Source organism: Filimonas zeae, from assembly GCF_014641615.1.
Classification (GTDB): Bacteria; Bacteroidota; Bacteroidia; order Chitinophagales; family Chitinophagaceae; genus Filimonas; species Filimonas zeae.
Genome location: NZ_BMIB01000003.1, coordinates 1,299,118 through 1,314,650, shown reverse-complemented (window position 1 = coordinate 1,314,650; position 15,533 = coordinate 1,299,118). Strand labels below are relative to the sequence as shown.

At 45.6% G+C, this 15,533-nt stretch carries 11 protein-coding genes; 4 read left to right on the top strand and 7 right to left on the bottom strand.

Features of this window, described 5'->3' with window-relative positions; translation table 11 throughout:
* The first annotated feature begins 50 nt into the window (after window positions 1-50).
* Window positions 51-821 carry a menaquinone biosynthetic enzyme MqnA/MqnD family protein gene (locus IEY13_RS18305; RefSeq protein ID WP_188954787.1) on the top strand — a complete coding sequence of 257 codons (771 nt, stop codon included), beginning with the start codon at window positions 51-53 and terminating at the stop codon, window positions 819-821.
* 72 nt (window positions 822-893) lie between these two features.
* Window positions 894-6,830, top strand: a complete 5,937-nt coding sequence (locus IEY13_RS18300) for a LamG-like jellyroll fold domain-containing protein (protein ID WP_188954785.1) — start codon at window positions 894-896, stop codon at window positions 6,828-6,830.
* 1 nt (window position 6,831) lies between these two features.
* Here IEY13_RS18300 and IEY13_RS18295 read toward each other — a convergent pair whose 3' ends face one another.
* Entirely contained in the window at window positions 6,832-8,334 is a 1,503-nt protein-coding gene (locus tag IEY13_RS18295; RefSeq protein WP_188954783.1) for a lipopolysaccharide biosynthesis protein, read from the bottom strand.
* A 168-nt stretch (window positions 8,335-8,502) separates the two neighbouring features.
* On the opposite strand from IEY13_RS18295, the gene IEY13_RS18290 reads away from it, so the two are divergent.
* Window positions 8,503-9,207, top strand: a complete 705-nt coding sequence (locus IEY13_RS18290; RefSeq protein ID WP_188954780.1) for a class I SAM-dependent methyltransferase — start codon at window positions 8,503-8,505, stop codon at window positions 9,205-9,207.
* Window positions 9,208-9,248: 41 nt separating this feature from the next.
* Window positions 9,249-10,103, top strand: a complete 855-nt coding sequence (locus IEY13_RS18285) for an FkbM family methyltransferase (protein ID WP_188954778.1) — start codon at window positions 9,249-9,251, stop codon at window positions 10,101-10,103.
* A 37-nt stretch (window positions 10,104-10,140) separates the two neighbouring features.
* Here the strand turns inward: IEY13_RS18285 and IEY13_RS18280 are convergent, their stop codons facing one another.
* From IEY13_RS18280 to IEY13_RS18255, 6 genes are read right to left on the bottom strand one after another with little or no spacing between them, the layout of a single operon-like run.
* Window positions 10,141-11,118, bottom strand: coding sequence for a hypothetical protein (locus IEY13_RS18280; protein WP_188954776.1), 978 nt, complete (start codon window positions 11,116-11,118; stop codon window positions 10,141-10,143).
* A 5-nt stretch (window positions 11,119-11,123) separates the two neighbouring features.
* Window positions 11,124-12,086 (bottom strand): glycosyltransferase family 2 protein, encoded by a 963-nt coding sequence (locus IEY13_RS18275; RefSeq protein WP_188954774.1) that lies wholly within the window; start codon window positions 12,084-12,086, stop codon window positions 11,124-11,126.
* A 30-nt stretch (window positions 12,087-12,116) separates the two neighbouring features.
* Entirely contained in the window at window positions 12,117-13,004 is an 888-nt protein-coding gene (locus IEY13_RS18270) for a hypothetical protein (protein ID WP_188954772.1), read from the bottom strand.
* Window positions 13,005-13,025: 21 nt separating this feature from the next.
* Window positions 13,026-13,625 (bottom strand): DUF4254 domain-containing protein, encoded by a 600-nt coding sequence (locus tag IEY13_RS18265; RefSeq protein ID WP_188954770.1) that lies wholly within the window; start codon window positions 13,623-13,625, stop codon window positions 13,026-13,028.
* Between the two features lie 16 nt (window positions 13,626-13,641).
* Complete coding sequence (locus IEY13_RS18260; RefSeq protein WP_188954768.1) at window positions 13,642-14,502, bottom strand: glycosyltransferase family 2 protein; 861 nt, start codon at window positions 14,500-14,502, stop codon at window positions 13,642-13,644.
* Between the two features lie 11 nt (window positions 14,503-14,513).
* A complete protein-coding gene (locus IEY13_RS18255) occupies window positions 14,514-15,527 on the bottom strand; it encodes a glycosyltransferase family 2 protein (RefSeq protein WP_188954766.1) in 1,014 nt (337 codons plus the stop codon).
* Window positions 15,528-15,533 lie beyond the last annotated feature (6 nt).

The following is a 15,533-nucleotide window of genomic DNA, read 5'->3' as shown; positions in this document are numbered from 1 at the left end:
AATTTGAGTTTTCTTTTCGGTCCGGTTAATTTTGCGCAAAAGTAACAGATTTGGAGAAGATTAAAGTAGGGAGTGTGAGCTATTTGAATGCAAGACCCCTTTTGTACGGATTACAGCGGTCAGAGGAGTTGATGCAGCAAATGGAGCTGATTGAGGAATATCCGGCCAAAATAGGAGGAATGCTGATAGAGGGCAGCATTGATGTGGGGCTGGTACCTGTGGCGGTGATACCCAAAATGAAAGACTGGCATATTATTTCTGATTATTGCATAGGCGCTACCGGCGATGTGGCTTCGGTTTGTTTGTTCAGCGAAGTGCCGGTGGAGCAGATTGAAACCGTATTACTCGATTACCAAAGCCGTACCTCGGTAAACCTGTGTAAGGTGTTACTGAAACACCACTGGAAAATACAGCCCCGCATAGTAGAAACCACCGGCGAAGATTACCGCAGCAAAATAACAGGCACAACTGCCGGCGTGGTAATAGGCGACAGGGCGCTGGAACAAAGACTGGTATCTCCTTATATATATGATCTGGCCACAGAATGGCGCAAAATGACGGGCCTGCCTTTTGTGTTTGCCGCCTGGATAGCCAACAAGCCGCTGCCGGAAAGTTTTGTGGCGCAGTTTAACAAGGCCAACGGTATTGGTTTTGCCCACCTGGAAGAGATTATTGCGGCCAATCCTTTTCCGGTGTATGATCTGCATAAATACTACACAGAAAACATCAGCTACGATTTAACGGAAGAAAAGCGGAAAGGGCTGAAATTGTATATTGAGTATCTGCGGCAGATGGAAGAGAGCAAAAAACTGGCGGTGTAAGCGCGGAATGGATTACAGCATGTTTTCTATTGTTTTTTTCCCTTATTTTGAGGAAAATCCCTGAACCTGTACATGCTGTTATCTTACCTGTGGCACCGTCTGAGGTGCGTTTCATTGCTGGTTTGTCTTTTTATTTTTTCGGCCGCCGCTGTTGCCCAAACTGTAGAACTGCAAAATGGTCTTATAGGATATTATCCGTTTAACGGCAATGCTAACGATGCCAGTGGTAATAATATTCACGGTACCGTAAGCGGGGCGCAATTAACTACCGACCGCTTTGGTAATGCCAATGGTGCCTACCGCTTTAATGGCTCTACCAGTTATATACAACTGCCGTTTTCACAGCTGTACAATTTTAAGCCAACAGATGCCTATTCGTTGTCTGTATGGATACAGCATGAAGCCGGTTCGGGGCCGCGGGCTATGATTGTAAAAAGCCCATACGCCGCTAATTTCCATAACTCACAATGGAATTACGGCATTTACCTGTCCGATTTTGATCAGGTGCATTCCGGATATCATGATAATCTGCCCGTCAAAAGCACTACTTCACTTACTGCAGGCGAAACCTGCTGGTACCTGGTAACCTCTACCTACGATAATGGCAGGTGGAAACTGTATATAAACGGAAAGCAGGAAAGTGAAGATCTGAGCCAGGCCCGCAAAATTCTGCAGGACGGTGTTTCTTCCATCGTTTTTGGCAGAAAGGGGGAAGCTAACGGGGATTATTATAAGGGTAAGCTGGATGAGGTAAGAATTTATAACCGGGCTTTGAATAAGGAAGAAGTGGCCGCCCTCTATACACAAGGTACGCCGTGTGTACAACCGATAGCCTGTAACAGCTGGCTTTATAATCCGGAAGGTTCCTCAGGTGTGCGGGTGGGTGATCTGGATGTAAGCGGAACGCAGCTTACGGTAGAGGCATTGATTAACCGCACAGAGCCTTATACCGGTACCCACCAGTATGCGGGTAATATTGTGGCAAAACATACCGGTGTTACAGATTGTAACTACCTGCTAAGGCCCAATCACGCTGAATTAACTACCAGCAACGGCTTTGTAGCAACACCTCCCGCCTGCGATATTCAACTGAATAAAACCTATCATGTGGCTATGGTGTATGATGGGCAAAAACTGAAGTTTTACCGGAATGGTTTTTTAATGAATGAGGTGCCTTGTACCGGTAATATTGTAACCAATGACTGGATTACTACCATAGGGGAAATACCCGCGTACCCCAAAGTACCACGGGAAGATTTTGTAGGGTATATTAATGAAGTACGTATATGGAATGTGGCCAGAACGCAGGATCAGATTAAGCAATACATGAACACCAGTCTGCCCAATGCTGCAACGCAAACTGGTTTACTGGGCTATTATACCTTTGATAACCTGCTGAACAAGCAGGGTAACACTGCCTGGAACGGAGCGTTGTTTGGAAGGGCATCTATAGCGCAAACAAATACGCGCTGTACCATTTCAAAAGATTCCTGCCCGGTGGCAAATCCGGTGGTAACAGCTGCTTTTACGGCACCGGACACGGTTTGTGTTAATACGCCTGTAGCGGTAAACAACCTGTCTGAAAACGCCAGCCGCTATTACTGGAATTTTAACACCGCCAACGTAAACAGGCAGCCGGAGGCGGTAAACATGGGGAACATAGGGGGAATGCTGAATGTACCGGTGTTTGGAGATATAGTGGAGGCCAATGGCAATTACCATGTATTTGTAGTAAATCATAACAATTTTCAACTGATAAGGCTTGATTTTGGAAACAGCCTTTTAAACACCCCAACGGCTGTACCGGTTAGTGTTCCTTCCAGCTACAAAAATGCGGAAGGTATTCAGGTGGTGTTTAATGAAAACAAATGGTATGCGTTTGTAGTAGGTGGCAACCCGGATATAAGCGGGGAGGCCTATCTGCTTAAAATTGAATTCGGTGCCAGTGTTACCAATACCAACCCAACAGTTACCAACCTGCGTAACGTAGGTGCTATGCTGTTTCCGCACGATTTGTATATGTTTAAAGATGGTGCTGCGTGGTATGGTTTAACGGTGAATAAGGATGGGAACTCTATTACGCGCATCAATTTTACCGAAAGTTTTGATAATACCCCCACTGGTGTAAACCTGGGTTCGGCAAATGGTGTGCTGTCAGACCCTGTGGGTATTTGCTGTATTAAAACCAATGGCAACTGGCACGCATTTGTAACGGAGGATAATAATGATGGCGGGTTAGTACGGCTTGATTTTGGTAACTCATTACTGAACACCCCTACCGGAGTAGAGCTGAAAACCAATATGCCATTAACGCACCTGCGGGATGTACACATTATGCCTTACTGCGATGGTATTACGGGATTTATTATTGATGGTGATAAAAATGCCTTGTACCAGCTGGATTTTGGTAATGATATTACAGGCACTCCGGTGGTTAAATCTTACGGCAATACGGGTAATCTTTCTTTTCCTCATTCGCTTTCCCGGTTTTTCCGGGTAGGAGGCGAGCTGTATTCGTTCATTACCAATGCCCGTAACCATACCATTTCGCGGGTAAGATTCTTCAGTTCCGATGCATTACCATCGCAGGTATCTACTTTGGATACCCCGCCTGCATATACCTATACAACCCCCGGTACTTATAACATTAACCTGGTAGTGGATGAGGGATTGTTTACGCAAACTGCCTTTTGTAAAAGTGTTGTGGTAAAAGATTGTACACCACCTGCAAGTGCTGCGTTTGCTGCGCCCGATACAGTTTGTGTGAATACACCTGTTAATGTAACCGATCTATCTGTAAATGCTACAAAATATTACTGGAATTTTAATTCGGCAGATGTTAACAGCCAGCCTGCTGCTGTTAACCTGGGTAATATAGGAAACCGCCTGGTTCAACCGGTATTTACAGATGTTGTTGAAGCCAATGGTAACTATTACGTTTTTGTGGTAAATCATATACCGGCAGGTATTACCAGACTTGATTTTGGTAACAGCCTTTTAAACACGCCCACTGCAGTTCCGCTGAACCTGAATGGCAATCTGCCAACTTCAGCAGAGGGAATACAGGTGGTGTACAATGAGAATAAATGGTACGCTTTTGTAGTAGGCGGCAACCTGGTGAATGCGCCGTCTTACCTGGTAAAGATGGAGTTTGGGGCTGATGTAACCAATACCGCCCCGGTGGTTACTAACCTGGGTAATGTAGGTGAAATGGGCTTTCCGCTGGACCTATATATGTTTAAGGATGGTGATAACTGGTATGGCCTTACGGTAAATATTACCAATAAAACACTGGTGCGTTTAAACTTCACCAGCAGCTTCAATAATATTCCCACAGGCGTTAACCTGGGAACCATCAGTGGTTTATTATCTGAACCTACCGGTATTTTTCCTATTAAAGTGAAGGATCAGTGGCATGTATTTGCAGCTAATAGTACAACTACGCAAAGTGTTGTAAGACTTGATTTTGGCTCTTCTCTGCTGAATGTACCTACAGGTACAGTGCTTACTTCTGATATTCCGCTCAGCAATATCCGGGATTTATATATTCTGGCCTCCTGCGATGGGTTTACCGGTTTTGCAATTGATGGAACCAGTAATCAGTTGTTGAAACTTGATTTTGGCAGCTCCATTACCAGTATGCCGGCAGTAACTTCCTATGGCAATACCGGAAACCTTAGTTTTCCGCATTCACTGTCGAAAATGTTCCGGGTAGGGGGCGATCTGTATTCGTTTATCCCCAACGTTACTAATAATACGATAACACGTGTACGTTTTTCCAGCTCAACCGTAGTAAGCGGTTCGGTATCTACGCTGGCAGCACCACCTGCAGTTACTTACACTACCCCTGGAAAGTATAATATAAACCTGGTGATTAATGAGGGGCTTTCTAACCAGACTGCGTTTTGTAAAAGTGTGATAGTAATAGGGCGTTATGCCCAGGTGCCTGTGGTTGATACAGTGGTTTGTACAGACAGTGTGGTACTAAAAACACGCTTTACCACCCCGGTTACCTGGAATAACGGTGCTCTGGCAGATAGTATGATTATAAAAGCGGATGGCACTTACTGGGTACATACAGATAATTATGGGTGCATGGCAAGAGATAGCTTTATTTACGCTTTCCGTGGATTGCAGGCTGTTTTGCTGGGTAATGATACCACGCTTTGCGCCGGGCAGCAGCTGCTGAAAAGCTTTACTCTATCAGGTGTTAGTTATGAGTGGCAGGATGGTAGTACCGCTAATACTTATACCATGGAACGGGAGGGCAGGTATAAACTAACGGTAAAAAATACCTGGTGTAGTGTGCAGGATTCTATGCAACTGACGGTAATTCCTGTGCCGGAGGTAAAGCTGATGAATGACACGGCTATTTGTGAAAAAGACGTATTTACCATGATACCCCTGCAACTGGTATATGCAGATAGTATACGCTGGACACCGGAGGAAGGGCTGAGTAACACGGTTACTGCAAACCCGCTTACGCTTCCGTTGGTAACCACTCAATATAAATTAACGGCTTATAACAAACAGTGCTCCTATGCCGATTCGGTGCTGGTTACTGTAAATGCCCTTCCTGCATTGCAGCTGAATAATGATACGGCTGTATGTGCGGGCAGGCCGGTACCACTGCAGGCATCTGGTGCTGATGTGTATGAATGGGAGCCGGCAGAAGGTATTACCAATACCACACTGGCTGGCCAGCAGGTAACCCCTGCGGCCGACGTTCGTTATTATATAAAAGGTACCAATACCCATGGCTGTTTTGTAAAAGATTCTGTGCTGGTGCAGGTAGTGCCAATGCCTCAGGTAAAACTGATGAATGATACTGCTTATTGCCGGAGGAGCAGCCTGATGGTGCGGGCAGAGAATATGCAGTATACCGACAGTGTACGTTGGGTGCCTGCAACAGGTTTGTCTGCCGCCAACGTAGCTACACCTTTTGCATCACCTGATGTTACTACCAGCTATACCGTTAGTGTATACAACCGTTTTTGTAAAGCAGAAGATGCAATAACGCTTACTATAAAAGAGATACCTGAGGTGCTGGTATCGGCTGATACGGCCATATGCCAGGGCGACAGCCTGCGCCTGGCTGTTACCGGCGGAGCTGTTGCTTACCAATGGCGTGGCGGAGCAGATATACGTGAAGCAACCAGCGCTACACCGTTGGTACAGCCGCTGACCGGTACGCGTTATTATGTTACTGCTACGGGAGTCAATGCCTGTACAGCAGATGATTCGGTATGGGTGGAAGTAAACCCGCCGGCTGTGCTGGCGCTTTTTCCGGAAAAAACAGCGGTTTGCAATGGCGATAGTCTTACGCTCCATGTTTCCGGTAATGCTGCCCATCGCTGGCTGGTACCGGGACAGGAGGCTAATACTGCTACTGCAATTACGTTTCTGCCTACACTTCCGGGTGGTTATGCAGTGGAGATGCACGATGCGGGCTGTAACAGAACGGATACCCTGTACAGTCTGGTAACGTTGAATGATAAGCCTTTGCTGGCCGTATCACGCTCTAACGATATTGATTGTATATACGGCGAATCGAAGCTTACGGTAACGGGTGGTTCCACCTATCAATGGTACCCTACGGCAACACTGTCTGCACCGTATAGCTATAATCCCGTGGCCAGAACCGATACCAGTACCTGGTACCATGTGTTTGCTACCGGCTTTAACGGGTGTATTTCGGAGGATAGTGTGCTGGTGCGTGTGCTGAAGAATAACTTCAACGCTTACCCGATAGCCACCGGTTTTACACCCAACGGGGATGGTAAAAACGACTGTTTCCGCATTAACAAATGGGGGTTGATTAAAAGCATGCAGATGGTTATTTACAACCGATGGGGTGAGCGGGTGTTTGTAACATCAAATCCCGACGACTGCTGGGATGGCCGCTATAAGGGAGAGGCGCAGCCACCCGGAACATTTGTATATACCATTAAAGCAACCACACTCTGCGGTACTGTTACGCGCAACGGTACGGTGGTATTGGTACGATAAATTACTTTACAAACAGCTGTTTTACCCGTAACAGCTGTTTGTAGATCATCTTATTCATTTCTTCTGATATATTCAGCGCGTAAGCCAGCGGTATAAAAGCAATACAGAACAGGGTAGTGTTAACGATAGCGTCCACTATCCACGAATTAAACGCAGGAATAAAGGCAAACATAGGAGCTACAATAGCACCCGTAAGCAGTACAATTGTCAGGTGTTTAAAGGTGTAAGGCTGTAAACCGAATTTATACCACAGAAACACATAACGGATAATATTGTATATTACCTGTGAACCCAGGTTGGCGTAAGCAGCGCCTATAAGCCCGAAATAACTAATCAGTATATAGTTTAAAGGCAATGCCAGTACGGTATATATAACATTAGAGGTAAGCTCTACCCGCCAGAAGCTGGACGTGCCTATAATAATGCCGTTGGCACCCGTACCCAGATCAATCAGTTTAGCCAGCCCCATCAGAAAAACCACCTGCTCAATACCATGATAATCTTTACCCAGGTAAGCGGCCATATTGCCTGCATTCAGAAACAGTAGGGCAAACATCAGCAAACCTACCGTAAGCATATTGCTTACACTGCGGTTGTAAATATGCTGAATGTTGTTCATATCCTTCTTCATCCAGCTTTCTGATATAATAGGAACGGAAATGGCATTAATGCTTCGCTGCGGAATTTCCATCAGTGTTACTATATAGGTGGCCAGGGTAAACACAGCCGCATCGGTAAGGCCACGGTCTGCCTTGGCGGAGATAATAAACGTATCGCTGGTTTTAGACAGCAGGTTTAAAAACTGCGCCCCAAACATATAAATGCCAAAGTTGGCCATGCGGAATTTGAGCCTTCTGGTAACAGGTGATATCTGCGGTGTAAGCTGAAAACCATCGTTTTTACGCAGTAGCCAGAACAGAATAACAGAGGGCAGCAGATAGGAGAGGGAAAACACCACCATAAACACAGGCAGGTTAATAAGCCCCATAGCTATCAGTACCAGCAAAAGAGAAAACAACACCCGCGGCAGCACTTCCTTCAGGGTATTAGAGAGTACGGTTTTCTGGTACGACCATGCAAAGCTTTCCAGCCACATATACATCAACAGAAAAAAACAGAACGGATATACCAGATAACTATATTCCACAAACAACGGCGATTTGCCACTGTACTTTTTTATTACCACATTGCGCAGCAGATAACCAATACCAAAACTCAGCAGCAAACCTGCAACACATACCATCAGCGTAATAAAAGGCAGATCATTTTTTTTTGCCGGCAGGTAGTTTTTATAAAAAGGAAAGAACTTGTAAATAATACTTACGCAGCCCAGTGTACAAAAGGTGGCCAGGGTTAAGCCTACATCAGTTACAATACGGGTTAACCCCAGTTCTTCAGCACTCAGAATTTTTGGGGCTATTACCATAATGTTAAAGGCTCCCAGAAAAAATCCTGCAGTAATAATGACACTGGATTTAATACTCTGCTTTTGAATAATGCCCATATTGTGTGGTAGCTGCTTTTTTTGAATTTTTGCAATAATAACATAAAAGCGCAAAACGCGGGGCAGGCACGGGTACGGCCCAAACGGTATATTTTGTTCTTCGTGTAATTTAACTTATCTCTGCATATCGGCGCAGGAAACGGGCGTACGACAATCTGATCTAAAGCTATGAGTACTACAATAAGCAAGGATTTTGCTCCGGGATTGATGCAGCATAACTATTTTACCAGAAAGGGGCTAAAAGAAGGTATTGAGTTTTTTGCAGGGAGGATGAAGGGCCGGATGCTGGACTTTGGATGCGGCGCCAAGCCCTACAGAAGCCTGTTTACGGTAGATGAGTACATTGGCATTGATTACGAAAATGAAGGCCATAGCCATAAAAACGAACAGATTGACGTGTTTTACGACGGAAAACACATTCCTTTTCCGGATGAACATTTTGACGCGGTATTGTGTACCGAGGTTATTGAGCACGTTTTTAACCTGGAAGAGGTGCTGAAGGAACTGAACCGCGTTACCCGTAGAGATGCAAAACTGCTTTTTACCTGTCCTTTTGTATGGAATGAGCATGAAGTGCCCTACGATTTTGCCCGCTATACCCGTTTTGCTATTGAAAGCCTGTTTGAAAGAAACGGTTTTGAAATAGTGGAGTTTAGAAAATCGGGCAATTTTATTACCACCATCGGCCAGATGGTGTGTTTGTATGCACAGGAAAGTATATACCCGGTAATGAAAAAAATAGCGCCGTTGCGTTGGTTATACAAAATACTGTTTATGCTGGGGCCCAATGTTTCTGCACTGGTGCTGAATAAATTGCTGCCTGCTAATCAATCACTTTATCTGAACAATATATTTGTAGCGCGTAAAAAGTAACGCATTAAGCCTTTACAACATTTAGCAAATCAGGATACGGTATGAGTAATAGTCTCTGGAGCAATATATGGCTGGGAGTTAAACATAATGTCAATCACGTTTTTCGTAACCGGAACCCATATAAAGAAGTTGGTTTCAGTGTGCTGCAACTCAAGTATATCAAGCACCTTCCCAAACATAAAGAGGCGCAGGTTTCCTTTTTGGGCAAGCCTTTCTTTGTAAAAAATCCGCGTGAATTTATAGATGTGGTGCGGGAGATATTTATAGATAAACAATACCTGCAACAGTTGCCGGAGAATGCCGTGGTACTGGATTGCGGCGCACATATAGGTTTGAGCGTATTGTACACCAAAACCATTTGTCCCACCGCACGTATTACCGCTTTTGAGCCGGATAAGTATAATTTTCAGCTGCTATCTAAAAACGTGGCGGCTCAGCAGCTGAGCCATGTGGTACTTGAAAACAAAGCTATCTGGAAAGAAGAAACCACGCTTCAGTTTGAAGGCGGGGTAGATATGGGCAGCCATTTAATGGAAGGCGGGGGAGAAGCGCAGTTTGCCAGCAGTGAAGCCTTTACGGTAAAAACAGCACGCCTGCGCGATGTAATGATAAGCCATGCTAAAATTGACTTTCTGAAAGTGGATATAGAGGGCGCTGAGTATGATGTGTTGAAAGACATAGAAGATCAGCTGTACCGGGTAGATAACTTTTTCCTGGAATACCACGGCAATTTTGCCGAAGGGCATAAGCTGAATGAAATGCTGGCCATAGTAACTAAAAACGGCTTTGGTTATTACATACAGGAAGCGGGAAGAGTATATGCCACCCCTTTTTACAGAAAGGGAGCTAAGCCTGTATATGATGTACAACTGAATATTTACTGTTTTCGCCCCTAAACAGGTAGCCGCATTTTAATTAGCCAGGCAACCGGCTTTACAATTTATTCAGCTTAACGCCCACTGGCTTCAGTACCTTGTTAATGGTAGCCATTATGCCGGTAGGCTTCTGTACTTTACGGGCATAATAACAGCTCATGCCTGCAAACCTTTCCGCATCGTTGCGTTTAACAGCATCTGCATATTCCAGAAACAGTGTTTGCAGCACCGGAAAAGCATCCAGCCGGTACCGGTTCTGGTGTTTGCTCATTACCTCTTTACTGTGCAACGGATAACCACTGAAATGGAAAAACAATAAAGGGTCTGTATTATTCACCATGAGTACGTTATTGTTTACCGTCACCTGCCGCTCGTGCAGGTTCCAGTAGGCCACATTGGCTCCTTTATTCCGGTATATACCTGCTGTGGGAAAATACACCGGAACGTAGTTTAACCAGTTCTGATCTGCACCCAGCCCCTGTGGCAGATTAAGATAACATAAATCTTTCAGTCTCGAGCTCCACCAGGCAAGAAAATCATGTGTAGCAGTTTTGTTGCTCATGGCAAAGAAACCGGCGTTGAATAAGCCGGAGCGAAGAAATTCCTTTTCTTCCGGAAAGTGTGTGTTATCCAACGGCGTGTTAAAGTGGGGCGTTACCAGTACATCTTCCTGCTCCAGTGCCTGCTCCAGCACGGTTAATGGGTGATAATATACTATATCTGTATCTGTATAAATAAGTGTTTTTGGCTGGTATTGTTGAAACAGATATTGCGCCATATAAGGTTTAAGCGCGCAGCTCAGCTCCAGTATGGTATACTGGCTGCTCATCTGTGGCAGTGTTTCAATCTGCATCTCTTCTATGGGTAACACAATATGCGGTGCAAAATAGCTGGTATCAAACCGGTTATCTATTTTGTCCACCAGGCCAATAAACACCTGATAATCCGGGTTATGCTTCACCAGAGCGTCGGCCATGGTTTTGGCATAGGCCAGGTGACTGGCAGAACATAAAGTATACGCTATTCTGGAGTTCATATCTGTTACTTTGTCTTCGTTTGTTGAATAATAGCACGCAGCTGTTTCCGTACCTTCCAGGGTATCAGTTCTTCCAGCCGGGTTTTCCAGGTGCTTTGGCCGAATACCTGGGCAAGGTACTGCCTGCAATAGAATAAATCGGCTTCTGTATCCCGTATTACAGTATCAGGATGTTTCAGTGGCAGTATGGGCTGTACCGGCATATTGGCCAGCGGGTTATTGCTGTCTGTTGAAGTGGTTGCCGCTGCATTAAAGCCAATATTGGTTACCAGGTTTACATTGGGTATAATAGTAAGGCCGTTGTGCTGCCAGATGCAATAGGGTAAACGGTAATCCCAGGTAATGGCAGGTCGCTCTTCCCGCAGGTATTGGAGCATTTTTAACCAGAATACCTGAGCCGGTTTTTCCGGAAACAGCTGGCTGATCAGTTGCTGCCCTGCTTTTACAGATAGGGTAGCAGCAATCTGCATGTCATACTCCTGCCAGGCTCTTTTCCAGGTGGCCCAGCCCCATATGTGGGGTATGGCGGAAAAGTAATAGGAGCCCTGGCCTCTTGCTGTTCCCTGCTGAAAGTTGTTGGCACCAATCATTTTAATCACCTTGTTATGGCGGTACTTTTCCAGCAACAGCCGGTTGTATTCCCAGAAATCAGGATGTGGTACGCAATCATCTTCCAGTATAATGCCTTCTTCTACATGCGTAAAAAACCAGTCAATAGCGCCGGTAACGCCTTTATTTACGCCCAGGTTTTGGGGTCTGAATAACGTTTGTACCTCGCAGGGCCAGTCTATCTGCTGTACCACTGCTCTTGTTTGTTTACATACCTCACTTTCGCCTGGTTTGTGGGCGCGGGGGCCATCGGCAGCAATAAACAGCTGCGCTGGTGCTGCCTTTCGGATAGCAGCAAAAACCTGTTGTGTTGTATCAGGCCGGTTGAAAATGATAAACAAAACAGGAGGTACTTGCATATGATAGAAATAATTTACCTGTAAAAGGATTTACTGCATAAGATCGGCCACTATTTTCTCAAACTGTGGCTGGTATAGCGTACCATAGCCGTTTGCGCCGTCGGCGATTACATGCGGACAAACCGGATATATCTCCAACAGTCTTTTTACTTTCAGCGCCTCGGCCAGTGAGTAAGCAAAGCTCTGGTTGCCTATAAACAGGCGGCTACCAGCTATAATACGCGCCATTTCCAGAAAGTTGGCAGATTCGGCACGTTCCAGCTGGGGTACTGCCTGCTTCATATCTTCATACTCCACGGGCAGACCTATAAATACTACACGGGGGTACCGTTTCAAAAAGCTGTAGTCAATACCGGGTGTACGGTAGCGCTGGCTGCGTAACACCACTATTGCGTTGTTGTAATCGTTATTGGGCGTTACCTGCAGCCAGGGGTTCCAGGTATCGCCGGTAATACCAAACGTCCAGAAATACCAGTGGGTAATGCTGCCCATTTTGGTATCCAGCGGGTAGCTGTGTATCAGATCCAGATCGTAATGAATAGTCTGGTTGGTAAACTCCTCTACTTTATTAAACTGTGGCTGGTGCTGTAATAAGGGAGTCATCAGTTGAACACTGCGGGCGGTGAGTTTGGCGGCACCATTCGGGTGCTTCATTTTACTGGAGTAAACGCCCACCTGGTTCAGGTGCATATACAGGTTTATCTTCCTGCCTTTTGCCAGCGCCTTCATGGCGGGTATGGCATAGATAATATCGCCTATGTGGCCACTGTGTTTAAAGTGTACCTCATCGCCTTCAATAACAGGATTGAGCATGCTTTTAGCGTCTATATCAGGCAAACGCTGAGCAAAGAAGTCTTCTCCTTTACTGATAATCCTGTTGCGCATTACGTCTTTAACAAGTGCTTTAAGCTTCTCCATCTGAAGGTGGTATTACGGGCCTTATTGCGAATTCTTTCTGTTATATAATTGCGGATTAAGGGTAGGATCGTTGTACATTTTCAGCTGGCGGTATACTTTAAACCGTAGCTGGCCCTTTTCCAGCTTACCCAGTACCTCTGCCAGGCAGTTGCTTAAATCGGCAATCTGCTCATTCAGTACGGCTACCTTCTGCCGGCATTTGTCTTTATGTTCCTCCGCAGCATCTGTACGTTCAGTTTCTTCTGCCATATGATAGCGCTTTAGCGTCATGATTGACAAACGATCTATCATCATACCGGGCGTTTCTGAATGCAGGGCTGCGCCTGGTGTAATCTGCTGTGCATGCAGCCAGGACAAAATCCATTCATCAATTTTCTCCATAGCATTGTTACGTGCCTGGTTGTACTGATCAATGTTTCTTTTGGCCAGTACAATTCTGTTTGCCTCAATATCTTTAATACGCGCAATATCCTCTTCATGCCACAGCTGAAAGTTCCACTGCGTGTTTTCCTGTATATGAGTAAAAGGGGCTTCGGTTTCGCTGATGGCTACAGGGCTGCTGTGCCATTGTATAACAGCCTGCTCCTGTAAATTCAGTATCCGGGTAATATCCATCATCATGGGTATGCGTTGCTGATTAGCGGTTTCTTAACCTGAACCAGGTAAGTGCGCCGTATTGTTTGGTATAATAAATAGCCGCCCAAAGGTACCATCTGAAATCGGGATAGAACTTTTTCATCAGGGTGGCGTGGTTTTCAATAGAAGTGGTGCGTACTTTAAGTAACTGCTCTTTGGTTTTAACACTGCCCTTGTGTACGTGCATTACTTTGGCTTCAGGCATAAAATGAATTTTATAACCCAGCTGGTGAAACTCCCAGCACCAGAGTGTGTCTTCACAATACATGAAAAAATCGTCGCTTAACTTGCCTTTGGGCAGTTTAGGCAATATACTGCGGTGAAACAGCATGTAAGCGCCCCATACCCAATCCACGTCCAGCGCCCGCTGGTGATCAAAATAGTGGTGCAGCATCAGTGCCTCGCGTTTTTCCTTCGGCAGCAGCTTGTACAGCGGAAACACTTCCAGTAATTCCCAGCCAATGGTTCTGAACCGGCGGCAGTTGTACTGCATCCGCCCATCGGGATACAACAGCTGACTGGTAACCATGCCGGTATCGGGGTGCGCCAGCAGATAGTCGTAGGTTATCTTTGGCGCATTGTTAATCAGTTCCGTATCGCTGTTCAGCAGTAACAGGTATTCGCCGCTGGCATGTTCTATACCCAGGTTATTACCGCCGGTAAAGCCCAGGTTTTGCGCGCTGGCCACCAGTTTAATTTCAGGAAACAGTTTGGTAAACTCAGCCGGGTCGCATTCTTTAGATGCGTTGTCTACCAGAACAATTTCATAGCTCATACCCGTCAGCTTTTCCTGTATGCTGCGCAGGCAGTTGCAGGTGAGCTGAAAAGTATTATAGTTAATAATGATAATAGATAACTGCATGTGCTGTTGAATTAGGAAACCTTGTAGAAATAAGGTTTTTTAGATAGTATTTTAGGGCAGTACCGTAACAGTACGCCAATGTTTTTTGTATATTCCACAAAGTTGCGCCAGCTGTATTTTGCTTTTTTGCCTTTTACCAGCTTTTCTATCAGCAACCCTATCAGAAACACAGGTATGTCAGCCACATAAAACCACGTAAGTATTAAAAACCAGGCAGTGCCAAATTCTTTATAAATACGCAGCTGGTTAGATATGATGATCTGCCTTCCGCGGCGGTTCCAGAGGTTTTTGCCGTTATTCCATTCATCGGCATTGTAAAAGCTGCTGCTGGTTCCACCGCCAATGTGTACTACCTGGGGTGCTTCAAACAAACACAGCCTGCCCTGCTTTTTCAGGCGGGCACACCACTCAATTTCTTCTGCGTACATAAAAAAGTCTTCATCCAGCAGGCCGCTTTTGGCCAGCACTTCTTTACGTACCATTACAAAAGCGCCTACAATCCAGTCCACATCGGTTACTTCGCTCACACTGGTAACGCTGGGCACACGGGCATTGAGTTTATATCCCCAGTAACGTACAAAATTGCCCAGGTAGGGCAGGGGCAGTACGGTATTTAAGCCACCTTTGGTTACATGGGCGCCGGATATCTGGTGGGTGCCGTCTGTATTCAGCAGCTGCACACCGCAGGCTACATATTCCCGGCGGGCCTCAAATAAATCCAGCGTTTTATCCAATGCGCCGTTTTTCACCAGTGTATCGGTATTCAGCAGCAAAATATTGCGGCCCTTACTAACGGTAATGCCTGCGTTGTTGGCGCGGGCAAAACCGGAGTTGTAACTCATGGGTATCCATATTACCTGCGGGTAAGCCGCCAGGGTTAATTCGCGGCTGTTATCCTGCGAATCATTGTCCACCACTATAATCTCAAAGGAGTGCCTGGTGGTTTCGGCATACACCGTTGCCAGGCAATCCAGTAATAATTGGGGCGATTTGTAATTGACCAGTATAATAGATAAATCCACCATTCAAAA